General features: G+C 59.4%; 32 protein-coding genes. 16 read left to right on the top strand and 16 right to left on the bottom strand.

Features of this window, described 5'->3' with window-relative positions:
• Positions 1–59: 59 nt before the first annotated feature.
• The 5 genes from HW932_RS18720 to HW932_RS18700 all read left to right on the top strand — a co-directional run bounded on the left by HW932_RS18720 (position 60) and on the right by HW932_RS18700 (position 3,118).
• A complete protein-coding gene (locus HW932_RS18720; RefSeq protein ID WP_176977983.1) occupies positions 60–761 on the top strand; it encodes a hypothetical protein in 702 nt (233 codons plus the stop codon).
• Positions 762–1,025: 264 nt separating this feature from the next.
• Entirely contained in the window at positions 1,026–1,166 is a 141-nt protein-coding gene (locus HW932_RS18715) for a hypothetical protein (RefSeq protein WP_176977982.1), read from the top strand.
• Positions 1,167–1,260: 94 nt separating this feature from the next.
• Complete coding sequence (locus HW932_RS18710) at positions 1,261–2,097, top strand: ORF6N domain-containing protein (protein WP_176977981.1); 837 nt, start codon at positions 1,261–1,263, stop codon at positions 2,095–2,097.
• 161 nt (positions 2,098–2,258) lie between these two features.
• Entirely contained in the window at positions 2,259–2,546 is a 288-nt protein-coding gene (locus HW932_RS18705) for a hypothetical protein (protein ID WP_176977980.1), read from the top strand.
• Entirely contained in the window at positions 2,543–3,118 is a 576-nt protein-coding gene (locus HW932_RS18700) for a helix-turn-helix domain-containing protein (protein WP_176977979.1), read from the top strand. Before HW932_RS18705 ends, HW932_RS18700 begins: the two co-directional genes overlap by 4 nt.
• Positions 3,119–3,265: 147 nt before the next feature.
• Here HW932_RS18700 and HW932_RS18695 read toward each other — a convergent pair whose 3' ends face one another.
• The 6 genes from HW932_RS18695 to HW932_RS18670 form a co-directional block, all read right to left on the bottom strand.
• Complete coding sequence (locus HW932_RS18695) at positions 3,266–3,604, bottom strand: hypothetical protein (RefSeq protein ID WP_176977978.1); 339 nt, start codon at positions 3,602–3,604, stop codon at positions 3,266–3,268.
• A gap of 58 nt (positions 3,605–3,662) precedes the next feature.
• Positions 3,663–4,142 (bottom strand): hypothetical protein, encoded by a 480-nt coding sequence (locus HW932_RS18690; protein WP_176977977.1) that lies wholly within the window; start codon positions 4,140–4,142, stop codon positions 3,663–3,665.
• 71 nt (positions 4,143–4,213) lie between these two features.
• The gene (gene recC / locus HW932_RS18685; RefSeq protein ID WP_176977976.1) at positions 4,214–7,807 is read right to left on the bottom strand and encodes an exodeoxyribonuclease V subunit gamma; all 3,594 of its coding nucleotides are present in this window, start codon (positions 7,805–7,807) and stop codon (positions 4,214–4,216) included.
• Between the two features lie 43 nt (positions 7,808–7,850).
• On the bottom strand, positions 7,851–8,345 hold the full coding sequence (locus tag HW932_RS18680) for a SprT-like domain-containing protein (protein WP_176977975.1): 495 nt from the start codon (positions 8,343–8,345) through the stop codon (positions 7,851–7,853).
• A gap of 114 nt (positions 8,346–8,459) precedes the next feature.
• Positions 8,460–8,648: a DUF433 domain-containing protein gene (locus HW932_RS18675; RefSeq protein ID WP_222932448.1), complete on the bottom strand. Its 189-nt coding sequence runs from the start codon at positions 8,646–8,648 to the stop codon at positions 8,460–8,462.
• Positions 8,649–8,932: 284 nt separating this feature from the next.
• Complete coding sequence (locus tag HW932_RS18670; RefSeq protein ID WP_176977974.1) at positions 8,933–9,214, bottom strand: hypothetical protein; 282 nt, start codon at positions 9,212–9,214, stop codon at positions 8,933–8,935.
• 58 nt (positions 9,215–9,272) lie between these two features.
• Between HW932_RS18670 and HW932_RS18665 the strand changes: the two genes are divergently transcribed.
• A complete protein-coding gene (locus tag HW932_RS18665; protein ID WP_176977973.1) occupies positions 9,273–9,638 on the top strand; it encodes a type II toxin-antitoxin system RelE/ParE family toxin in 366 nt (121 codons plus the stop codon).
• Positions 9,631–9,945, top strand: a complete 315-nt coding sequence (locus tag HW932_RS18660; RefSeq protein WP_176977972.1) for an XRE family transcriptional regulator — start codon at positions 9,631–9,633, stop codon at positions 9,943–9,945. The genes HW932_RS18665 and HW932_RS18660 overlap by 8 nt, the downstream gene beginning before the upstream one ends.
• Positions 9,946–9,979: 34 nt before the next feature.
• Here the strand turns inward: HW932_RS18660 and HW932_RS18655 are convergent, their stop codons facing one another.
• The 7 genes from HW932_RS18655 to HW932_RS18620 all read right to left on the bottom strand — a co-directional run bounded on the left by HW932_RS18655 (position 9,980) and on the right by HW932_RS18620 (position 15,056).
• Positions 9,980–10,960 (bottom strand): DNA-binding protein, encoded by a 981-nt coding sequence (locus HW932_RS18655; RefSeq protein ID WP_176977971.1) that lies wholly within the window; start codon positions 10,958–10,960, stop codon positions 9,980–9,982.
• Positions 10,961–10,987: 27 nt separating this feature from the next.
• Positions 10,988–12,016, bottom strand: coding sequence for a nucleotidyl transferase AbiEii/AbiGii toxin family protein (locus HW932_RS18650; RefSeq protein ID WP_176977970.1), 1,029 nt, complete (start codon positions 12,014–12,016; stop codon positions 10,988–10,990).
• Complete coding sequence (locus HW932_RS18645) at positions 12,009–12,620, bottom strand: DUF6088 family protein (protein WP_176977969.1); 612 nt, start codon at positions 12,618–12,620, stop codon at positions 12,009–12,011. The genes HW932_RS18650 and HW932_RS18645 overlap by 8 nt, the downstream gene beginning before the upstream one ends.
• A 157-nt stretch (positions 12,621–12,777) precedes the next feature.
• Positions 12,778–13,074, bottom strand: coding sequence for a hypothetical protein (locus HW932_RS18635; RefSeq protein ID WP_176977968.1), 297 nt, complete (start codon positions 13,072–13,074; stop codon positions 12,778–12,780).
• Between the two features lie 161 nt (positions 13,075–13,235).
• On the bottom strand, positions 13,236–14,420 hold the full coding sequence (locus tag HW932_RS18630; RefSeq protein ID WP_176977967.1) for an ATP-binding protein: 1,185 nt from the start codon (positions 14,418–14,420) through the stop codon (positions 13,236–13,238).
• Between the two features lie 47 nt (positions 14,421–14,467).
• The gene (locus tag HW932_RS18625; RefSeq protein ID WP_176977966.1) at positions 14,468–14,788 is read right to left on the bottom strand and encodes a hypothetical protein; all 321 of its coding nucleotides are present in this window, start codon (positions 14,786–14,788) and stop codon (positions 14,468–14,470) included.
• The gene (locus HW932_RS18620; protein ID WP_176977965.1) at positions 14,775–15,056 is read right to left on the bottom strand and encodes a hypothetical protein; all 282 of its coding nucleotides are present in this window, start codon (positions 15,054–15,056) and stop codon (positions 14,775–14,777) included. Before HW932_RS18620 ends, HW932_RS18625 begins: the two co-directional genes overlap by 14 nt.
• A gap of 594 nt (positions 15,057–15,650) precedes the next feature.
• On the opposite strand from HW932_RS18620, the gene HW932_RS18615 reads away from it, so the two are divergent.
• From HW932_RS18615 to HW932_RS18585, 7 genes are all read left to right on the top strand, one after another.
• A complete protein-coding gene (locus HW932_RS18615; protein ID WP_176977964.1) occupies positions 15,651–16,115 on the top strand; it encodes a helix-turn-helix domain-containing protein in 465 nt (154 codons plus the stop codon).
• Complete coding sequence (locus HW932_RS18610) at positions 16,112–16,684, top strand: PIN domain-containing protein (RefSeq protein ID WP_176977963.1); 573 nt, start codon at positions 16,112–16,114, stop codon at positions 16,682–16,684. Before HW932_RS18615 ends, HW932_RS18610 begins: the two co-directional genes overlap by 4 nt.
• Before the next feature lie 240 nt (positions 16,685–16,924).
• Positions 16,925–17,161 carry a type II toxin-antitoxin system prevent-host-death family antitoxin gene (locus tag HW932_RS18605; protein ID WP_176977962.1) on the top strand — a complete coding sequence of 79 codons (237 nt, stop codon included), beginning with the start codon at positions 16,925–16,927 and terminating at the stop codon, positions 17,159–17,161.
• Positions 17,158–17,544, top strand: coding sequence for a PIN domain-containing protein (locus HW932_RS18600; protein WP_176977961.1), 387 nt, complete (start codon positions 17,158–17,160; stop codon positions 17,542–17,544). The genes HW932_RS18605 and HW932_RS18600 overlap by 4 nt, the downstream gene beginning before the upstream one ends.
• 22 nt (positions 17,545–17,566) lie before the next feature.
• Positions 17,567–17,887, top strand: a complete 321-nt coding sequence (locus HW932_RS18595; protein WP_176977960.1) for a hypothetical protein — start codon at positions 17,567–17,569, stop codon at positions 17,885–17,887.
• A gap of 43 nt (positions 17,888–17,930) precedes the next feature.
• Complete coding sequence (locus tag HW932_RS18590) at positions 17,931–18,365, top strand: hypothetical protein (protein WP_176977959.1); 435 nt, start codon at positions 17,931–17,933, stop codon at positions 18,363–18,365.
• Positions 18,362–18,772 (top strand): hypothetical protein, encoded by a 411-nt coding sequence (locus tag HW932_RS18585; protein ID WP_176977958.1) that lies wholly within the window; start codon positions 18,362–18,364, stop codon positions 18,770–18,772. The genes HW932_RS18590 and HW932_RS18585 overlap by 4 nt, the downstream gene beginning before the upstream one ends.
• A 202-nt stretch (positions 18,773–18,974) precedes the next feature.
• Here the strand turns inward: HW932_RS18585 and HW932_RS18580 are convergent, their stop codons facing one another.
• Entirely contained in the window at positions 18,975–19,232 is a 258-nt protein-coding gene (locus HW932_RS18580; RefSeq protein ID WP_176977957.1) for a helix-turn-helix domain-containing protein, read from the bottom strand.
• A 33-nt stretch (positions 19,233–19,265) separates the two neighbouring features.
• Between HW932_RS18580 and HW932_RS18575 the strand changes: the two genes are divergently transcribed.
• The gene (locus HW932_RS18575) at positions 19,266–19,562 is read left to right on the top strand and encodes a hypothetical protein (RefSeq protein ID WP_176977956.1); all 297 of its coding nucleotides are present in this window, start codon (positions 19,266–19,268) and stop codon (positions 19,560–19,562) included.
• Here the strand turns inward: HW932_RS18575 and HW932_RS18570 are convergent.
• Together HW932_RS18570 and HW932_RS18565 are read right to left on the bottom strand one after the other, a co-directional pair.
• A complete protein-coding gene (locus tag HW932_RS18570; protein ID WP_176977955.1) occupies positions 19,547–19,978 on the bottom strand; it encodes an antirestriction protein in 432 nt (143 codons plus the stop codon). The two genes, HW932_RS18575 and HW932_RS18570, sit on opposite strands and share 16 nt — an antisense overlap.
• Before the next feature lie 155 nt (positions 19,979–20,133).
• Positions 20,134–20,469: a hypothetical protein gene (locus tag HW932_RS18565; protein WP_176977954.1), complete on the bottom strand. Its 336-nt coding sequence runs from the start codon at positions 20,467–20,469 to the stop codon at positions 20,134–20,136.
• 356 nt (positions 20,470–20,825) lie between these two features.
• On the opposite strand from HW932_RS18565, the gene HW932_RS18560 reads away from it, so the two are divergent.
• On the top strand, positions 20,826–21,908 hold the full coding sequence (locus tag HW932_RS18560) for an RNA-guided endonuclease InsQ/TnpB family protein (protein ID WP_343047418.1): 1,083 nt from the start codon (positions 20,826–20,828) through the stop codon (positions 21,906–21,908).
• Positions 21,909–21,920 lie beyond the last annotated feature (12 nt).

The following is a 21,920-nucleotide window of genomic DNA, read 5'->3' as shown; positions in this document are numbered from 1 at the left end:
GTCGCGGCGGCTTTGGCAATTTTTGCAGCGAATGACAGCGTTTGAATTGGGGATTCACCATGCGATTGTTTTTTTCAGGGGTAGCATCGGCGTCGGAAGCCACGATGCTGACGGAGGCAGGCGTCACGGATTGGCTGGCCGATCCAACCGATTTCGGCAATCTGCCGGATAGCCCTAGCCATGTCCGTGTTTTGGATTCAGTCGATGACTATGTCGCACGGGTCGCCCGCCTGGAAGGCGAGGCGCAGATCGCATGGGCCATCGCACCCGATGTGATTGGCGACTCGATTGCAACGCGCAAAAACTGGCGTCGAGTTGAAGACCTGTTTCTTGCCTTCGAGCACGAAGGCAAGAAGCGCCCGGATATTTACCCGGTCTACCAATGGGGGTCGCCTTGGCGCGATCTGGATTGGTATGCCAGGAAATCGACTAAAGTCTGCATCGGCGGATTGGTTCCTTTGATGCGCGTTAAGGATAAGGGTGCGCTCACTGAGCTACTGAGTATTTCAAAAGATCATCCCGATCTGCACTTCCTTGGACTGAACTGGCTCAAGGCGATCGAAGACCTGGCCGATACTGAACATTCCTGCGACACGAGCAAATGGCTTGATGCGGCGCGCTACGGGCACGTCATCTTCAAAAACACGCGCACCGGTCATTTGAGTCAAGCCCCTGCCAAAGTGCTCAAATTGAATCTCAGCCGGCAAGAGCGCTGCGTGGAGTCGGCACGGGCCATGCGCGAGTACCTGATCGCCGCCTAAATCTTCGTTCGACCGGTCTGCCGCTGGGCCGGTCGGCTCCCCCCATTCTTTTGCACACGCAAAAGGTTTCTGTTTTTTGCTCCCGGCGACTCAGAATTAGTCTGCATTTTTTAGGCAGATATCAGGTTTTTTCACGCAATCGGGCGCGAAAATATTTCATAATCTGCGTTGCAGATAAGAAATTTTTTCGTACAATAGGCCTCAATAACCTCGGCTTGAGCGCCAAGCCAAGCCCCTGAAAAAACACGTTTAGGAGCTAACGGTATGCGTACCGACAATCCAGAAAGCAGCACCACCAGTCACGAAGTCGACCTGAACCTGATCAGTCGCCAACTCAAGCTCATCAGCGTCCTTCTGAGTGCGATCGTGTTGTTCTGTTACCTCATTCTGATAGCGCTTGTTTGACCGGCTCTCCGTCCCTTTAGGGACGGGGCTTTTTGTGCAAGACGAGTAACCCATCGCCCGCCCGAGGGTGGGCCGCATCCACGGAGCCTTGCTCATGCAGACAGCCATCACCCCTGAGAATCTCCCTGTCATCGCCTATCAGAATGTGCGCGTGATCACGACCGAACAACTCGCGCAGTTGTATGGTACTGATGTGAAAAACATCCAGATGAACTATGCCAACAATAAAGACAGGTTCGTTTCTGAAAAGCATTTCTTCAGGCTTGAAGGCGAAGATCTCAAGGATTTCAAACGCTTAGGGATGCCCAATGACATTGGGTATCCTTCTTTGAAGTTTACCTCGCGCCTCACCCTTTGGACTGAGCGCGGCGCGTCCCGCCACGCCAAGATGCTCGATACCGACGAAGCGTGGGAGGTGTTTGGGCGTTTGGAGGAAGCCTATTTCAGACCACGTGAGACGCCGACAGAACAGGCGATCTCAGATCCCGCGCTGGCCGCGATCGTCAAAGCCATCGTCGAGGTCGACAAGATCAAGCAGACACAGACCCTGATGCTGGCCCAACAGACCGCCTTGAGCGAGCAGACCAAATCGATCGAAAGCCGTTTGGCGCAGGTCGAACTGCAACACAGAAACGGCGTGCCCCAGGGCTATGTGAGCAAGAAGCACGCGCACCATCTGTATGGGCGTGGACTGGCCGATGGGATCTTTCATGCCGCCCTTGGCGCCTCGCAGGTGCCGACGAAGCCCTACATTCACACCACAGATGACGGCCATCAGGTTCCCACGATCGCGTATCTCGAGCACGAGATTGAGCCGGCGATCGAGCAGTTCCTGGCCGATTCTATTCAGTGCACCGCGCATATGTGCGCCTCCCCCGTGCTCGGTGGGCGGCGGTTTCGGTATCAGAAATTGGGAGCCTTGGCGGCGTAGTTATCCAAGCATCGTGCAGGCGTAAAGCTGCACAATGCAGTTGCCGCAACGCGCGGGGTAGGGTAGGGGAGACGAGAGGCCTAGCCCCGCGTTGCGCAATCTATCTCTGCCTAAAAGAACCAGTTTTTTCGCTGACTTTTTAGGAATAAGGTGTGCGTGTTATGCGATCTTCGGATACAGAAATGCTTTTTATAGACATTGCAGAAGACCAATCTTTATCGGTTCATGCGCGTTTGGTTTTAGTTTGGGCATTTGGGAACCGCCATGAATCACGTTTTCGCGTCAGCCATATTCGTGATTCATTGGGGATAAGCGAAGGCACATGGCGGCGGATTCGAGCTGAGCTTGTTTTGCGCAAAATACTAACAGTAAAAAGGAAATTCAAATCAGGAATAATTACATGGGATATTAAATTTAACTTTGACGCTATCACGCCAAAAGAATCATGACTGGAAACGAATTACGCGCGCTCTTGAGGCGCATTGGCTTAACACAGCAAGAAGCGGCTAATCGGTGCGACGTCACCCTCCGCACGATTCAAAACTGGATCGCGGATCGCTCACCGATTCCTGAACTGGCGGCACAAGCATTGCGGAAGATCGAGAGCGACGGCCGCGGGCTGCCAAACGATCGCCAGGAAGCCCTGAAAATCGTTGTTGCTGAACTGCGCCGCCGGATCACGCTTCTGGAAGGTTTTCTGGAAGAGGACAGGGTCGCGCTTGCGCGACATGAATCTCTGGCGCGAAGAGATACCGGTGTCCCCGCTGGAGAAGGTGTATTACCCAAATGCGCGAAAGAGGAGGTCAAAATGAACCTTGCAAATTGGTTTAACCCACACAATCCTGAGCATATGAAGGCCTATGATTTTTTGCGCAAAAATGGTCATTGGCATGAAGGCTTTATGCCGGATGATGTCGAGGTGCCTGTTCTTTGGGCGCCATTGATTCATGAGAAAATGGCTACGGCATGGCTCGAAGCCATGCGTAATGGGCATATTTTGGGCTGCTCTCCTTTCGATTAACACCGATACCACTCGAAAGAAGGAGTATCGATTTAATGGCCAATGACGCACTTCGCGAAGCCGAGGCTCAGACCCCACGCCTGTGTCTCCCCTGGACGAATCCAATGCCGGCCAGATGTCTCTGGAACCATTTTTTAGAAGGAGACGCTAACTCCTTGTTTTTTCGATGTGCTCTCGTGGTGCAGAGAAAAAGGTTAGGACCGGGGAATTGCTAAAAACGCTTGAAAAATAATCGATTTTAGCACTAAAATTTGTAGTAAACAGCCGGATAGGCTGCTTATAGAAAGAGCAGGATTCGCGACGGCTCGAAGTGCGAATAAACAGCCGGATAGGCTGCTTATCCAGCGCACCGACGCCTTCTATAAGAACGGCCAGCGGCTCTATTACAAAGACCTCGCCGGGCAACTGAACGGACTCAAACAGCATCCCGACACCGCCTGGCTCTCCGAGGTCTCCAGCGTCGTCCTGCAACAGGCGCTGCGGCATCTGGATATGGCCCCAAAAGAAACCCCGGCACTCAAGGAGCGTCGGGGTTTTTTGTTGGTCAGAGTGGCTCGCCGTGCGAGACGATTATGGGGATGAAATCCTCTTCCTTGATCGGATCATCGTCGCCCTGATGATTGGCGACGACGACCGCTTTTCGAGCCTTCTTGACGGCGTCCTCCGCGGTGGCAGCTGAAATTGGCCCCGAATGATATGTCTCCGCATATTCGCTGGTCATATATTCGGGGTAGAGCAGCGCCACCCAATAGGGCTTGGAGACCATCTGCGTTAAAACCGATTCCGACACAGCCTCTTCTGCATCGCGAAGCAGAACTCCTGCCCTAAAATTGACTGACGGCGCAGAATATCCACAAGCATCGTCTGAACAGAACATCGGCGAACGATCATCGAAATACCACTCTGAGTCCTTAATCGGGCGGGCTTCGAGCGTTTCATCATCGCCCTGGACCAGAACGCTGACGACAGAGATGTCGACGCGCAGGTCCGTGTTACCGCAGAGCGGGCAGCGATAGGTTGCCATGGAGCGTTTCCTCTCAAAAATCCCCAGCGGAATGCCAAGGTTCGAGAGGAGTTGAGAGGCACAAAAAGTCGTTACGACGCCGGTCGCTTCCTGATTCGTGCGTGCAGATCGGCATAGAGCCGATGCGCCCAGTGGGCGAACGCGCCTCCTGACCACAGCGCCTCGAAGCTGTCGTAACAGCGTCCGACGTAGGCGTTGTATTCCAGATCCTTCTCGAAGGCCTTGACCGCCTCCCCCCACGCCTTGAGCGGTTGCGGGTCGGAGTCATCAGGCAGGGCAGGGGGGCCATCGTGGTCGAGCCAGGCCATGCCGGCGTTGAGCGCCACGGGAAGCGGACCGTGCATGCCCTGCCACCAGGCGAGTAGCAGGCCTTCGAGTCGGGTGCGCGCCTCCGCAGCGGGGATGGGAGCAAGCCGTGCCTCGCCCGAGGGTGTCAGCAACAGCGTCGTGACCGGCTCGCCATCGATCTGACTGGCCAGATGGCGCACCCAGGCGCGCAGCGCATTGCGCCATTGATAGCGCCGCTCTTTGGTCAGTCCGCTGGCTTGCAGCAGGATCGGGCCCCGGCCGGCAGGCCCCTGGCGTATCCCGGTCAACACGTCCTCCAGGAGGATCTGTCCGGTCGGCACGGCCATCTCCAGGTCAATCAAGAGCGGGTGTTCGAGCGGCTGGGGCCATTCTTCCAGCGCCGCGTTCCAGGCGTGATAGAGATCCGGCAGATAGGCAATCGCCTCACGACCGATACGTTCGCCCAGCGCCCCGGTCAAGAGACGCCCCTGGGCCTGGAAGCGCGCGATGCCGGCGTGCAGTCTCCGCTCCAGCGTCGCGGGATCCAATCCAGGTTCAAAGGTCTCGCGGATCAGTTCGTCCTTGAGTTGCCAGGCACCGAGGCCGTCCAGCGCGAAGGTCTCCACATCCGGCGGGGTGATGACCTCACCCGGCGTCGTGATCCGCAGCCGCTGATCGAACAGCGCCGTGATCGGATCGCGCAGGAAGCGTTCGAGGCGCTCCAGATCGACGGGAGCCTCGGGGAGCCAGGGGGCGAGGTGATCAGGGCCGGCGTCCGGGCGGGCCGTACCCTCATGCACCGCGCGCCACTCACGGGCATAGGTGAACAGGGACGCCGGACGTCCCGGATCGAAATAGACGCGCCCAAAGGGTTGAAGTGGATGCACACTGGTCAGGGCATCGAGCAGCGACCCAGGCTGTCCCTCGGCCAGACGCCAGCCGGCGGCCAGATGATCGCGCAGCTGCCCTACCAGCACCGAGGGCGGGCGCTCACTATTGTCGCGGATGCTGCGTCCGGCCCAGCCAATGACCAGCTTTTCGCGTGCGGAAAGCAGTGCTTCCAGGAACAGATAGCGATCATCATCGCGTCGCGAGCGATCCCCCGGACGATAATCCCCAGCCATGAGGTCGAAATCGGCCGGGGCACGGCGGCGGGGATAGTCACCATCGTTCATGCCCAGCAGCCAGATCTGACGGAAGGGGATGGCACGCATCGGCATCAGGGTTGCGAAGTTGACGGACCCGCCCATAAACCGCTGGGTCAGATTCGGCTGATCGAGCCGCGAAAGAAAACACTCGCGGAAAATCTCTGCCGCGATGGGTTCCTCGCCCATGCCACCCTGGAGGCACTCATTTTCCCAGGCATCGAGCTCGTCGAGGATACGCGAGAGCATGGTTGCATCGGACTCGCTCGCTTCGGCGAAAAAGTCATCCAATAGCGTGCTCAACAGATTCACCCAATCGGCGGGCAGACGCGATTCGCTCAGGCGCAATTCATAGTGCTCCAGGCGCTCGAGCAGCTGCGCCAGAGGACCAAGTAACGCCGCTTCCAGTCCGCCAACCTCGTCGTGCGGCTCCACGCCGCGCCAGGGGCCGGTGCCGCCACTGGCGAATCCCAGCAGCAGCCGGCGCAGTCCGAAAATCCAGGTATTTTGCTCCAGTCCCTCCGGCAGCCCGAGTCGGGTACGCTGGGCGGCATCCAGTCCCCAGCGGATGTTGGCCCCTGCGATCCAGGAGCGCAGCTGTGGCAAGTCGGTTTCCTCGAGGTCGAAGCGCACGCGCAGTGCCGGAATGTCGAGCAGGTCAAGCAGGTCGCTGACGGTCAATCGGGCTTGCGGCAAATGCAGCAGGTATTCAAGTCCGATGACCAGCGGATGGCGGTGGCGCTGGCCCTGGTCGGCAATCTGGAACGGGATGTAACGCTTGTCGTCCTGATCGAAGCGATCGAAGACGGCCTGGATGTGCGGGGCATGGACGGCGATGTCGGGCACCATCACCAGCACCTCGCGCGGCTGCAACGGATGGTCGGTGCGCGCCGAACGCTCGAACTCATCGAGCAGCCGGTCGTGCAGGATCTCGATTTCGCGCTGCGGGCTGTGGGCAACGATGAACTCCAGACTACGGTCCTGTGTGGGGTCCACAACGGTTTGGCAAGCCTGGCGCTCGTGGAGCGGGCGTAGCTCCAGGATGTCATCCTGCAACTGGTGTAGCAGGCCGTCGGTGCCGGGCGAGGCGAACAGGTCGATTCCCTCACCCCAGGGCACCAGTCCCTGGAAATAGGCCTCGTAGCGCTGACGCTCGTCGTGCTCATCGAGCAGACGCATGTAGTCGCGGCCCTGCTTGCCCCAGCTGGCCAGCAACGGATGTCCGTGCAGATGCAGTTCGCGCTCCTCCACCCCCTCCGGCACCTTGCGGGCGGTCTGACGCTGATAGGGACGACGGAACAGATCCCGTCCCTCGATGATGTCGCCCCAGTAGTGCCGGCAGGGATTGAGCACGAACAGCATCACCTGCGACACTGGTGCGATGGCGGCCAGCACCTCCAGCATCTGGCGCGGCAGCGAGGAGAGACCGAAGACGATCACCCGGCGCGGCAGATCGGCGGCGTGCAATCGCGCGCGGCGATCCTGAAGCGAGCCATGGCCGGCGCGTTTCAGGAAGAGTCGGTGGACGTCGGCGCGGCTGGCGTGGAGGAGGGCAGGGCCCGTGGAACCATACTCCGCTTTTACGTCCTCCATAAGGGAGCGCCAGAGTACCGGCTGCCACGCTTGGCTGTCAGGAACCGGTCTCGGATCACCGTTCAGGTGAGCCAGACGATCGCGGCCTTGGCTCCAGTCCTCCAGCCAGTCGGCACGATAGACCTGATATTGGTCGAGCAAGTCGGCCAGTGCGGCGGCCAGCTGATAGAGTCCGCGTGCCGCGCCGGCTTTCTCCAGGTTGCACAGCGGAATCAGCGCCTCTAAACGCGGGTCGCCATGGCTATTCTTGTTTGATGACGTGTCCGACAACTGCGTCAGCAATCGGTACAGCCGCCAGGTCAGCGGGGCCTTGTCGAACGGGGAGGTCGCTGGAAGATCGCCGAGCACTGAGCGATAGGTTTGCCACAGGAAGCGCGCTGGCAGCATCACATCCAGTGCGGCGGCGATGCCAAGTCCCCCGGTGAGCGGATCCTCGGAGGGCTGCGCCGCCAGGGCGAGCTTGAGCCACTGGGCGATGCCGTTGCTCTGCACCAGGAGCGTTTCGTTCTCCAGCGGGGCGAGCGGATGACGGCGCATCCAGGCCACCATGAGTGCGCGCAACTCCTCCAGCCGGTTGCCCTGGATCAGCATGAAGCCGGTGGGCCAGTCGGCCGCTGGGGGGAGGTCTTCAGGGAACATACGTCGGTCCTGTGCGCGGTGGTTTGAGCGGTGGGTCCGGAGTCTATCCCGTCGTCTTCACCCGCTCCAGGCGCAACGTCCCGCGCGTCTCGGGCCGTCCGCGTACATGGCGGTGCGGCAGCGAGTCGAGAAAGGCGCGCGACGGGCGGCGGTGATAGTGCCGGATCATCTGCTCCTGCCCATCGACGAGGGGCACCAGCACATAGCGCGCCGGCAAGGGGGCGGCCTCGGGTGAGGCGGCGCGCGAGGCGGCGATGTGGGTACAGCCGACCTGCTCGGCCCAGGCCCGCCAGCGTGGGCTATGTCCGGCGCGGGGACCGGCGAGCGCATGGGCGATCTCATGACGGATGGTGTTGAGGATGAGCGCTGGATCCGGCTCACGCGCCGTCAACAGGGCCGAGAGTTCTATCCGACGTCGATCGTAACGGCACAGCCCATGCGCCCGGCGGCGACGATTCCAGCCGAATGACCAGTCGGCCAGCTGAGGAAAGCGGCGCAGTTCGCGCTGGGCCAGGGCTTCGGCGGCGTGCAGATCCATCGGCGACTCAAGCGGCTACCGGGCGTCAGACAGGACTTTGGCTGTACCGCCCCAGACGCAGGTATCCAGTAGCAGTTTCATGCGGCTTCACGGACGATCAACGGCTCAACCCGCTCATGCTCGACCATACGCCAGACAGGCCAGGATGTCTTCGCGCTCCAGCCAGGGGTAGCCCTCCAGCAGCGTCTCGAAATCGTCGCCGGCCGCGAGCATCCCCAGAACATGCTCAACTGCCAGTCGGCGGTCACGGATGATGGGCTTGCCGCTGAAAATAGCGGGGTTGATCGTGATGCGCTCTAACAACTGATGTTCAATGAAATTGAGGACACGCTTTTGAAGCGTTCAGAGCCGTGCTGCTATACTTGTCGCGCAGCCCTAGGCTCAAGTCCTCTCCCAGCCACTATACTGGTGATGACACTAGGTATGCCCCGGACACGCCTCTGCGTCAGCAAGCGACCGGGGCTCAGCTTTTCTAAGTCCTGTCAAGCAGGGCCACCCCAATTCCTCGACAAACCCGCCAGTAGGCGGGTTTGTCGTTTCTGGCACCTTGGCCTCGTGCTTGGCCAAGGCTGCGCGCCCCTCGTCCCTCAACACTCCGAATCCCGATCCGTCGTCGTCGCGCTCAAGCGGCGGATCTCGCTGAGTAGGGCCGCGCGTTCCCGCTCGCGGGCCGCTGAAAGTTCTTGGCGCTGAGCATCGATCTGAACCAACCACCGCACCGACTCGGCCTCATGCGTGGCCTGCGTGCGCTCCAGAAGATCGGTCAGGGTCTTGATCTGTGCCGCGTGTTCGGCAAGTGCCGCGCGTCCCGCTTCCAGATCCGACCGACTCTGGGCCAGAGCGGCCGCGAGTTGGGCGCGTTCAGGCACGGTCTGATCACACAAATATTCCTTTCAAGGAATATAGATTTGCTCTAAACTTGCCACTATGATCTGGGACGTTGAATATACCGATGAGTTTGAGCAGTGGTGGGCAAGCCTCACAGACAACGAACAGGAAGCCTTGGCCGCTTCCGTTGGGTTGCTGGAAGAGCGTGGTCCAGCACTGGGCTATCCGCACAGTAGCGATGTCCACGGTTCAAAGCACGGACGCATGCGCGAATTGCGGACCCAAGAGGGTGGACGCCCTTTGCGGACGCTCTATGCCTTCGATCCGCGCCGCTCCGCCATTCTTTTGATCGGCGGAGACAAGACCGGGGATAAGCGTTGGTATGACGTGTATGTTCCGATCGCGGATCGACTGTACGATGAGCATTTGCAGCAACTACGACAGGAGGGTTTGATTGATGGCTAAGAAGTTCGCTGAACTCCGTGCCGGGTTGTCACCAGAATCTCAGGCGCGCGCTAAAGCCCGGACGCAATCCATGCTGGCCGAGATGCCTTTGAATGAACTACGTCAGGCACGCGGACTCTCGCAAAAAATGCTCGCCGAGGTACTGCATGTGCAACAGCCGGCGATTGCCAAAATTGAGAAGCGCACAGATCTGTATCTGTCCACTTTGCGCAGTCATATTGAAGCCATGGGCGGCTGTTTGGATGTCATTGCGCGATTCCCTGACGGAGAGGTCCGGATCACCAATTTTTCGAATCTCGCTCGATAGCTTTCTACCAATTTCGAGCAAGCGCACCATTCGTTCAATCCTCGAGTGGTGGTCGAGGCGCAAACTCAGCGCTCAAACGGCGGATCTCACTGAGTAGGGTAGCGCGTTCCTGATCCCAGCGCCGCTCGCGCTCGCGGGCCGACGACAGCGCTTGGCGTTGATCGTCGATCTGAAGCAGCCAATGCGCGGATTCGGCCTCATGCGTGGCCTGCGTGCGCTCCAGAAGATCGGTCAGCGTCTTGATCTGTGCGGCGTGTTCAGCCAGTGCCGTGCGTCCGGCTTCCAGATCCCCTCGACTCTGATCCAGTGCGGCCGCGAGTTGGGCGCGTTCGCGTTTCTCCTGCGTGCGAAGGTGTTCCAGCTGGGCAATCTTCTGTTTGGCCGCTTCGACCTCGGCCTGCAACTGATCGCGCTCGGTCTCAAGGCGCTTCGCTGTTTCTTTCCATTCCTGCTCGCTGTGCTCCAGGTCGCGGACTTTGGCGACCAGCTGGGCACCGGTTTCCGTCAGCTGCGCGACACTGGCCTCGGCGTCGGCTAGGCGCTGCATCAGGTCGGCGCGCTCGGTCTCCAGGGCACGGGTGTGCTGGTGAGCGGCGAACAGTTCGCCCTGGGCCTGCGCGAGCGCCTGGGTACGCTGATCGCGTTCGGCACGAATCTGATCACGCTCATTCTCCAGAGCATCACGTTCCTGCGTGCGCTCGGCCAGCTGCTGATCGCGGCTCTCCAGCTGGGTCAGAAGCGCCGCGCGTTCCTCATCCCACTGCGCCTTGGCCGTCTGACAGGCCACATCCCAGAACGCGATCACAGCCATTTGCAGTGATTCCGGCAAACCGGGCAGCTGGAAGCGCCGCGCGGCTTCTTCGATCCAATCATTCAGTCCAGCCTGGATCGCGTTTTGGCCACCTTTGCCGCCCAGCTTCGCGCGCACGGCCACGACGGTCGGACGCTCGCCGGAGGCGGCCAGTTCGCAGGCGGCTTCAAACGCCGCTTTTCGGGTGTCGCCGTGGGTGCTCATCAGTTTCCCCTGGTAGACCAGACCGCTTCAGCGGCGACTAATGCTGTTGATTTCAGCTTCCAACTGCCGCAGGCGTCCCACGATGGTCTCGAATACCAGGGTGTCGCCGTAAAACATCTGGGCGGCCAGCATCGCCTGGTAGTCCTGACGCAAGGCATCCAGCAGCGGCTCATCCGGAATTAATCGTAAGCCACCCGCGATGCATCGGTCATAGTGACTGAAACCGCTTCGGTAGAAGGTCTCCTTGATGCGCAGGACGTCGCGCAGCAAATCTGAATCACCCAACGCTTGTTGCCCGACCTCGTGATCCGCGAGACGTGCGAGGTCGTACCAATGGCGAGACAGTCGTTCCGCACTGGGTCTCAGGCTCGAGCGATGGCACTCCACATGAATCAGCGTCGCCTTCTCCCAAAAGGTACGCGCGGCCGATAGCACCGACACCTGCGCCGTCGGCAAAGCCAGATCGGGGACGTGTTCGGCAATATCCGGTGTGATGGCCAGCGTGCTCTTTGGCAAGGTCGAGTTGCGACCACCGAACTCGATCAGGATGCTCGGCCGCACATAGCTGTCGGCGTTTTCTACGGCGCTGGGGTAGAACACCCACAGCTTCTCGGCATCATCACTGACCTCGATGCTGGTGGAATGCGTGGGCAACGCCGATGCCAGCGTCGCCCGCAGTGCCGGCACCAACTCCTCAATCACGTGCCTGGTGAGCGCCGCCTTCAAAGCGTCCGACAACTTGCTGCGCTGGCTGTTGCTGGCGATGGATTCCAGTTCGGGCGCGTCGGCTACCAGGCTGCGGTAATCGACCGTGACGTCGATGTCTTCCGAGAAGCGCTCAATCGCCTTGTAGACCTTGGACAGCGAGGTGCCGCCCTTGAAAGCCATGGGCTTGCGGCATGGAAGCTGAAAAAGGATGTTGAGCACCTGGCACAGCCAGATGTCTTTTTCGAGGATCTCGGCCCGGCGTCCCATCACGGGCGCCAGGCTCTGGAGCACATCGGCTTGATCACTGACGGGGAGGTCGAAGTAATGCTCGCGGTCGATGTCAGCCATGCGCCACCGTGCCTTCCTCATACCGGCGAAGGGCTTCGACCATCCAGGCCGGCATCGAGGCCTTGGCGCGGCGCAAGGCTTCGAATTCGACCGGCGGCAGCTTGGCGGCGATACGCTCGAACGTGGCCGGCGTGACTTGCCGACGGCCGAGATACCAGAGTGCGGACAAGGCTTGGCCTGCTGGTCGGCCGGCCAGTGCCAGCTTGCGCGCCGCGACGCGCTGTAGTCGCACCCGCAGCTTGCCCATCTGCACGGTGCGAGACGAGCCGGTCGTGTAAAAGACCGGCTGGGCCGGCACCTGGGTGCTGAAACCAAAACGACGAGCGGCTTCGGCTCCATGCACTTCAATAGAGGCACCTTCAGTGGCCGCTACCGTCTGCGCTACCGTTTCTGGCGAAGGCATGGTCTTCAGACCAAAACGGCTGGTCTTGGGGACGATGTAGAGGCCACGACCGAGCCGCTCAATGAGGCCGTCCTTGGTCAGGCGCATCAGGGTCTGATCAATAGACGCACGCGACCCCAACCCTGCAAACAGGGCCGGGGTGAACGGTTCTCCAGCAGGTTGCGCCGCGATGCGCTCGCGGATGGCTTGTGATGTGCTCATGGCGGCCTCCGTGTTAGATAATTTAACAAAAAATCTAACAGTTCACCACATCGTTGGCAGGCGGCTTCAAAGGCCGCTTTTCGGGTGTCGCCGTGGGTGCTCATCCGTTTTTCCTGTTTTTTGCTGCTTGCGCTTGACAGGCATTTTCGAAAAAGAATTAAGGAACAGTTTTTGGCTCCAAAACTTCCAAGGTGCAATGGCTTTCGGCTTTTGCACAAAACAACTGCATGGCGTTTTGCTGTCTGTTTTTGAAGTCGTCCGATGCCATCGCCAACTTCAGTTCATCGTGACTGGCAAACGGATACCCGCGCTCGGCCTCGATCGTTTTGATGACTTCATAGGCAACAGGAGAAAGTGCGTTCAGCGCCTCCCTGTCAATCTGAGAAACGCCTTCGGCAGAAAAGACCGCAGAACAAAAAAAGACGGATAACAACAGATGAGTCGATTTATTCATTAGTTTCTCCACGAGAAAACCCGTCGGGGCGGTAAGGAATAGCGGCTGCACTGTTGCATCCGCCGACTGACATAGGTGTGCTTTGGTGCAACGATATTATCGCGTAAGCTTTTAAAAGTGAATGTAATTCGATTATTTATTTGCGGTTAAATACAATGATTTTAAGTCGTTCCATTTCCTAAACTGTTGGGGCACATCGCCAATGACCGCCAGGACCGAATCTCGGTCTGTTCGCGCTGATACGAATCTTCCCCGCCATAGATCAGCCACCCCGGTAAGGTCTCATCACCGGCATAGCCCTGCCAACGATGCAGCGCCTTGAGCCACTCGCGCACGAAGGTCGCGCCGGATTTGATCTCGACCGGTTGCAGTCGCGGGCCGCACTCAAACAGCACGTCTACATCGTTCCCCGTGTTGTCGCGCCAGAAATACAAGTCCGGCGGACGTCCGGCATTGAATCGTTGTTTGATCAGTTCGCTGATCACCCAGGTCTCGAACAGCGCTCCGCGTTGTGCATGGATGCCCAGGGTATCGGCCTCACGGATCCCGAGCAGCGCGGCGGCCAGTCCGGTATCCAGGAAATAGAGCTTGGGCGTCTTGACCAGGCGTTTGCCGAAATTGCGGTGATACGGCGGAAGTCGCCAGACCAGATAGCTCGCCTCCAGCACTGTGAGCCATTCACGCGCGGTTGTGTGCGAGATCCCGCTGTCGGCCGCTAAGGCTGAGAGGTTGAGCAGCTGGCCGGTGCGCGCCGCGCAGAGCCGCACGAAGCGCTGGAAGAGCGTCAGGTCACGGACCTGGAGCAGTTGGCGGACATCGCGTTCCAGATAGGTCGCGATGTAGTTGGGAAACCAATCGCTCGGCGACAGCGGGCGGTCATAGAGCGGCGGATAGCCGCCCTGCCACAACAGCGTGTCGAGGTCCGCCGGCAACCGTCCGGCGGCCGCCAGTTCAGCGGCCGAAAACGGCAGCAACTCCAGACGCCCGACCCGACCGGCCAGCGACTGGCCGATCCGAGCCATCAACCCGAACTGCTGGGAACCGGTCAGGATGAAGTCCCCCATCCGTCGGCGTTCATCGACCACCCCCTGAAGATAGGAAAAGAGCGCTGGGACATGCTGGACCTCATCGATGACCGCTCCCTCGCGAAAGCGAGCCAGGAAGCCGCGCGGGTCGCTGTGTGCAAACTCGCGGTGTTCCGGATCTTCCAGGGACACATAGGGGCGATCGGCGAACAGGGTCCGGGCCAACGTCGTCTTGCCCGACTGTCGGGGGCCGGTGATCGTCAGGATCGGGAAGCCTTGCGCCAGGCGCTGGGCGGTGGTTTGAGCGAGACGTGGAATCATGTGCGGATCTTACAAATTGAATTCGCAAACTTCAATCTGTAAAAGCGTCATTTCCGGCCATAGGTGGCGTCATGATCGGGCGCGATGGTGAGCAGGCGAATGAAATCTCCGTCACGATACGCGGTGGCCCGTCGTGCCTGGGTGAGGCGCAGGGAGTAAATCGCATTGATCCCCTGGGGTGGTTTGACGCTGGTGATCTTTTCCCACTTGAGTCCTTGGTCGCGGTACAGCTGGTTCCAGGTCAGCTGGCGGATCTTGTTGAGCGTATCCAGGGCGGCATGGCGCTCGGGCTTTTGCAGGGTGAGCAGATTGTCCTGAAACACCGGGTTGTTCAGGTCGAGCCTGATCTTGGTTTCACGGCTCGTCATGTTCGAGACGCTTCAGGGTGTCTTCCGTCTCGGTGTCCGAGGCGGCTCGGGCGACGGACCAGGCCATGGCCGCTTCCAGATCAGCGGCTGCCTTGGGTTCGTGCAGCCAGCGTTCGTTGTCAGGAATCACTGTCGCGGTGCGCACGATCCAGACGCCGGGTTCGCGTTCTTCCACCAGCACTGAGCGGCCGGCGTATTGCTTGCCCAGAGAGATCTGGCCGTTTGTACCGACGACCTTGACCGTAGGTGAGTGTGCCGTGATGGCCATGATGAGGCTCCAGAAGAGTTCTGCACGATATTATAATTTTCGTGCCGCACTATTCAACGCAAAAGGTCGCACCGAAGCGACCCTGGCCAGTTGGTAGATGGCCCAGGAACGCCGCTGTTCGGGTATCGCCGTGGGCACCCATGCTGGAGTATATTTTTCGCGTAAACCGTTTTATGTAAATTTTAAGACGGTTTTAGGGTGCTGAGATCACTCACGATAATGGCAATTATCGTGAGTGATCTCAGGCGAGGGACCGATCCGCTGGGGAGGTCGGCGGCGCCGCAACAGCCCTGGAACAGCATCGGTGCTGGGCGGCGGAACGGGTTGGACGGCTGGCCGGGAAATAGCCGTTAAGCGCCTCGGGGGGCGGCTCCTCTCGCCCGTGCAGTCGAGGACGGCGCGCATAATCCATCCCGGCTTTCACAAAGCTGGGCGGCTGCCGGTCGCGGCCAGGTGCCCGATGGGCCTGGAGACCCCGTTGGATTCGGCCCCGGCTTTAGCCGTGGGGGGGGGCAGCAAAAGCGGTTGGATGTTTCGATTATTTCGTTTATGATTCGGGGGCAGCGCAAAAAATAGATAAACACCGAGAGCAAGATGACTACGATCCAACTACCGCAGACGATGCCCACGGCTGAAGAGGTGGCGCTGGCTCGTGAGAGCGGGCGCGCACTCTCGGCTTACCTGCAAATGCGCGCTGAAACCCAGCAGATCGAGCTTTTCGATGACAAGGGTGCGGCACACCCTGTGCGCGTTCCGATGTCGGCGCTACGTCTGCTAGTGGATGTGCTGACCGAGATTGGTGAGGGCAACGCTGTCAGCATCATTCCGGTGCATGCCGAACTGACCACTCAAGAGGCGGCTGATGTTCTCAATGTATCGCGTCCGCATCTTGTGAAACTGCTGGAAGGCAAGGAGATCCCGTTCCACAAGACTGGCACCCATCGCCGCGTTCGCTACCAGGACGTGATCGCCTACAAGGAGCGCATCGATACCGAACGGCGCAAAGCATTGGATGCACTAGCCGAGCAGGCTCAGGAGCTGGGGATGGGTTACGAATGAGTTCGCACTTCACGGTCGTCTACGACGCTTGCGTACTCTACCCTGCGCCGCTACGCGATCTACTCATGCGACTGGCGCTCACGGACAGGTTCCGTGCACGCTGGTCAAATGCTATCCATGAAGAGTGGATTCGCAATCTGCTTAAGCAGCGCCCTCAACTCGATCCTGCCGTACTGGAAAAAACGCGGACCTTGATGAATTCGAATGTGCGCGACAGCCTGGTCGAAGGCTTCGAGCACCTGATTCCAGCCATCGAGTTACCCGATCCGGATGACCGACACGTGGTGGCTGCTGCCATCCACTGTGGCGCTGAAACCATCGTCACGTTCAACCTGAAGGACTTCCCGTCTGGCGCACTGGAACGCTACAACTTGGACGCCCAGCATCCGGATGACTTTATCGTTGATCTATTCGACCTTCACCCAGCATCGGTTTTACAGGCAGTGGCCGAGCAGCGCGCCTCGCTGAAAAAACCACCCAAGACCGCTGACGAGTTTCTCGACATCCTGCTCAAGCAGGGGCTGACGCAAACCGTGTCGATCCTCAAAGACTGGAAACTCACCTTCTGAATAGTGAGTGATCTTGGGCGAGGGATCGATCCGCTGGCGAGTTCGGCGGCGGCTCAATGGCCGTGGAACAGCTTCGGTGCGGGGCGGCGGAACGGGTTGGACGGCTGGCCAGGAAATAGCCGTTAAGCGCCTCGGGAGGCGGATCCAGACAGGATGGACGCAGGCACTTGGAACACTGGAAAGACGAGGGGACCGTGCTAGACTTAGTCCATTAACTCAACCTATGCGCGAGCGCTCACTGTGACCCTGACCGTCAACGTCCATGAAGCCAAGACCCATTTTTCCCGCTTGCTGGAACAGGCCCATGCCGGACAGGAGATCATCCTCGCCAAGGCCGGCAAGCCCTACGCCCGGCTCATGCCGCTCTCCCCGCGCGAGACAAGCCGCCAACCCGGACGTCTGAACGCACGCCTGAGCGAGGCCTTCTTCGACCCCCTCCCGGAGCATGAACTGGCCGCTTGGGAGGACGGCCAGTGAGGCTGCTACTCGACACCCATGCCTTTCTGTGGTGGGTCACTGACGATCCGCGTCTCTCAGATCGGGCGCGGGAGGCCATATCCGATGACGGCAACCCGGTGTTTGTGAGCGCGGCCAGCGCTTGGGAGATAGCCACCAAGCATCGCCTGGGTAAGCTCGGGGAGGCTGAGGGGGCGATCGAACGCTTTGCCGAGCTCGTCGCGGCCGATGGATTCACGCACCTGGCAGTCAACTATTTCCATGCACTCAAGGCCGGACGCTATGCGGTAGAACACCGCGACCCCTTCGACCGGATGCTGGCGGCGCAAAGCGAGTTGGAAGGACTCGTTCTGGTGACACGCGATCCGGCGTTCGAGGCCTTTGCGACCAAAACGCTATGGTGACACCCTCCATCAAGGCGCAACCATGCTGACACACCATCCTATCACCGCGTTCTACCGCGCCATGGCCGACGCGCGGCGCGTCTTTCTGGAGCGCAGTCCTCAGTACGAACGCCGGACAATGACGCGCGACGAATGGTGCGCACTCAGCGCGCTGGTGCGGCTTCAGTACCGGCTGGGCATTGAAACAGACGAGGCCCTCGACAGATGGGTCTGGAAGCAGCGCCCGGCACTGCCCGGCGATACCGATCCGCGATCCGACGCGCTGCGATGGCGACTGGAGCGACTGCCGAATCGATGGACGCAGACGCCGGACGATTCCTACGATTCCGACATTCCATTCTGACTGCTGCCGTCTACTCCAGCAAATCCGTGCACTGAGGGCCCCCATGAAAATCATCAAGTCCTTCGACCCGGATGGCACCTTCACGGGCGTCACCATTCGCGCTTCCGATCGGGAAGTGCGCGGCGCGTCAATCGAGGTGCTCGACCCGGCCGAGACGTCCGTCCGGCTGCCGCGTGGTTGGTATCTGTTCCAGACCAGCGGGCGCAGCGAATACCAGCTGCTCTGCCGTCCGACCGATACCGATGTTCTGGCCGAACTGTCATCGGTTATGCGCCAGGTCCAAGAGATCCGCTCTAGCCTGATCCCTGACGATCCAAGCTGGGGCGACATGATTGAGGATTTCCGCTCGCTGTCGTTCCAGGACAGCCCCGACGCTTGGCGGGAATGGGCTACGGCCCGGATGCAGGATGCCGAGCGGGATGTCGAGCTCGCGGCACAGGCGATCGTCGAGGAACTGGGCCTGGAATCGGCTCAATGAGCGACGACACACCACCCAAAGCTAAGCGCCCTGCCCTCACATCGGCCGAGCGGCGGCAGGATGCACGCGATCGGGTCGAAGGGGCCATGTGGGAGCCGGCCCTGATCGCCGAGCTGCCCGACAGTCTGCTGCTCGAGGCGATCGGTCTGGCATTTCGAAAAAACCGCTCCGCGGCCCTGGTCGAGGCCACGCGCGAACTGTTCGACCGGCGCAATGCGCGCGATCCTGGAGGTCCGATCCATCTGGGGCTGGTCTACAACGAAGCCGACGCTCGCGCGTCTCGATTTGCGAGATTGACACGACTGAAACCGCCCGATAACGCTCACGACATCCTGCTGGATAGGAACGCCGAACAGGCCAAGGCGGCTACTGATGCTCAGCTGGATGAAGCAAAATTCCAGGATTAAGCCATGTCTCAGGCCTTTGTCGATTTCTCGACCACGGATATCCATCTGGCCGAAACCTTGTTTCAAGAGAGGCGGCTGTCGCTGGCACGCGCGGCCCGCTGTGCAGGCCTACCCCCCTGTTCATGTTTTTGCGGCGCGCCGGATGCCAAGTCGATCCGGCATCTTGTAGCCCAAGCACGACGCTTTAGCGGACCGCCAAAGGTCAATCCCTCCAAATTTCCCCCAATCCGGCGAAGTCGCAGAGCAATGCCCAAGCCGCATAGGGAATATTCGAATCCTCGCCGATCCAGCGCCGCACCGTGCGATCACCCTTGGCCCCAAGGCCGAGCTTTTTTGCGGCGGCTCCGCCCGTCAAACCTGCAAGTCGCAGCACCTCCCGAACTTCTTCGCCAGTTGGCCGCGTCCAACGCTCGGCCGGCTTCAGGCACTCCAGACGGATATGGTTTTTATGAAGTCTCACACCGCTAAAGCCTTTGGAAGGATACTGTTCAGAATGCGCACGCAATTCGTTCAGCTACTGGAGAGCCTCTCGGGCGAACAATTCGTCTTCGGTAATTCCGCGATCAATGCAATTTGCGAAATAAAGTACACCATCAGTTCCGCGCACAAACCGCCAACCATGAAAAAGCTCGGGGCCAATCTCGTTGTGCATGTCATGCGGGAACTTTTCAAAATGCTGAGAAAGCCATCTTTTGGCTTGTTCTCTCGTTGGTTTTGTTTTAGGGCGGAATCGAAAGATCATAATAACCTTAAAAAATCGCCTAACAAGTACCTTCAGTCAATAGCGTGAAAGATCAACCCGGCCTCGGCATGTTCGGATGCAAATTCGCGCAGCTGGTGGTAATGATCAATCACGGCATCCACCCCCGCACTACCCTCTATCTCTTCAGCCATTTGGCCTAACGCGAAGAGGGTCGCGACGATGCCGGCTGCATCGCTCGAAACCTCACCATCGAAGGCATTGCCATCGACAACGAGACGTAAGGCCGCGTCCTTGTCCGGAGCCATGTAGAAGCCACCATTGCTCAGCCTGTAGTAGTTCCAGAATCCGCCGTTGTAGTCCTGGGACAAATTAGACAGCCAACGATACACCAGCGCTTCAAATCGCATGAAATGCGGGCCGACCACTTCTGGCAAGAAGGAAAGACGGTCGCTTTCGGCAACCAGGGAGGCGGTAACGGGTGCTAGTTCTTGTTCTGTCGCCATCGGAAGCTCTCCAGTATGTGACCAGGGCGGCATGCCCGGCCTTCGGTTGTGAACATACTAGGGCAAATTGCCCTATACGTCAAGCTTTCCCATCGCGCTGATCCTCGCTGATTGAGCGGCGACAGCTTTTAGACTGCCGCCGTACGTTGGCGGGGCTACTTCAGGATCGCCTTAATGCGATTGAGATCTACCGTAATTGCCGTACTGACATAAGGATATCGCTTAAGCGGATCATATTTGTAATCGTGAGCATAGCCATTATGACTAAAAATTTCTAAGACGCGCGAAATTTGAGCAGTGTATCGATCGTAAGGCTTGTTGGGATATTTATTGATCACATCAAGAACATTTAATCGGTATGTATCCAGGTGCGGATTCTCATTACTCTTTTCAAGGCACATTGCAACTACTGCCTTAGCCGTTTCAATTTGTGGCACTTTGGCGTTTTTTCTATTTGCAAACAATTTTGCAAAGCTAGGGGTTAAGTTCATGACCATTTCCTCGCGAGGTGATTGAAATGCGACGATAGTCCCGGCTCGGTGTGGCGCTGGCCTAACGCAGCAAGCGTGTAGGGCCGACGGTCCCGAAGCCGTTCTCGGAGTGGGACGGAGCCGGGCCTCAAGGTTGTCACGTCGCGAGAGCGCGGGGCGACTGGGAGTCCCGCCACGCCTCCTGAGCGACGATGACACCCCCTAATCTGTAGTTATTTTTGTCAGACTCCTCAACCGATCGTTTTTCGATGTCTCACCAGATTGGCGCGAGAAGCCCCCGGCTTTAGCCCTGGGGAGGGAAGCGCCCCGCCCGTCAGGGCGGAAGGCGTCGGTTGGGATTGACGCGATTTTTCTTTGTGACTATTATCGTCAATATGAAAGTGACGCTGCAACTCAAACTGCTTCCCACGCCCGAGCAGCACGCCGCCTTGCTCAAGACCATGCAGATGTTCAACGACGCCTGCAACTTCATCGCCGAAGTAGCCTATCGCGAGCGCTGCGCCTCCAAGTTTGCGTTGCAAAAACTCGTCTACGCCGATGTGCGGGAACACTTCGGCCTCTCGGCCCAGCTGACCATCCGCGCCATTGCCAAGGTGGTCGAGGCCTACAAGCGCGACAAGTCCAAACAGTGCCACTTCCAGCCGTTCGGGGCTGTGGTCTATGACCAGCGCATCCTGAGCTTCAAGGGACTGGAAGCGGCGAGTCTCCTGACGCTCGATGGGCGGCTGACCATCCCGATGCAGATGGGCGCCTATCAGCGCACCGCCTTCTCGCGCGGCCACGGGCAGGCCGATCTGGTGCTGGTCAACGGCCAGTTCTATCTGCTGCTCGTCGTCGAGACCCCGCAAGCCCCGCCGATGGACCCCAACGGCTTCATCGGCATCGATCTGGGGATCGTCAACATCGCCACGGATTCCGACGGGGAGCGCTACAGCGGCGCGACGGTTGAGGCGAAACGCCAGCGCTACCAGCGTTTGCGCCAACGCCTTCAGGCCTGCGGCTCGCGCTCGGCCAAACGGCATCTGCAACGACTGCGCAAGCGCGAAGCGCGCTTTCGGCGCAACCACAACCACGTTCTCTCCAAGCGCCTGGTCGAAAAAGCCAAAGACACCGGTCGCGGACTCGCCCTGGAAGACCTCAAGGGCATTCGCGAACGGACCACGGTACGGAAATCTGATCGGGCCAAACACAGCGGTTGGTCGTTCCATCAGCTGCGCCAGTTCATCGCCTACAAGGCGCTGATCGCCGGCGTGCCGGTGGCGATCGTCGATCCGCGCTATACCAGCCGGACCTGTTCGGTCTGCGGAGGCGTGGACAAGGCCAACCGCGTGTCGCAATCCGAGTTTCGCTGTAGCGCCTGCGGGCATACGGCGAACGCGGATGTCAATGCGGCGATCAATATCGCCGCGCGGGCCGTGTGTCATGCGTGCCCATCGTAGCGTGCGATGACG

The sequence above is a fragment of the Allochromatium humboldtianum genome, assembly GCF_013385175.1.
Lineage (GTDB): Bacteria > Pseudomonadota > Gammaproteobacteria > Chromatiales > Chromatiaceae > Thermochromatium > Thermochromatium humboldtianum.
Note: the sequence above shows the minus strand (reverse complement) of the source record. Positions and strands in the feature narration are given on the sequence as shown.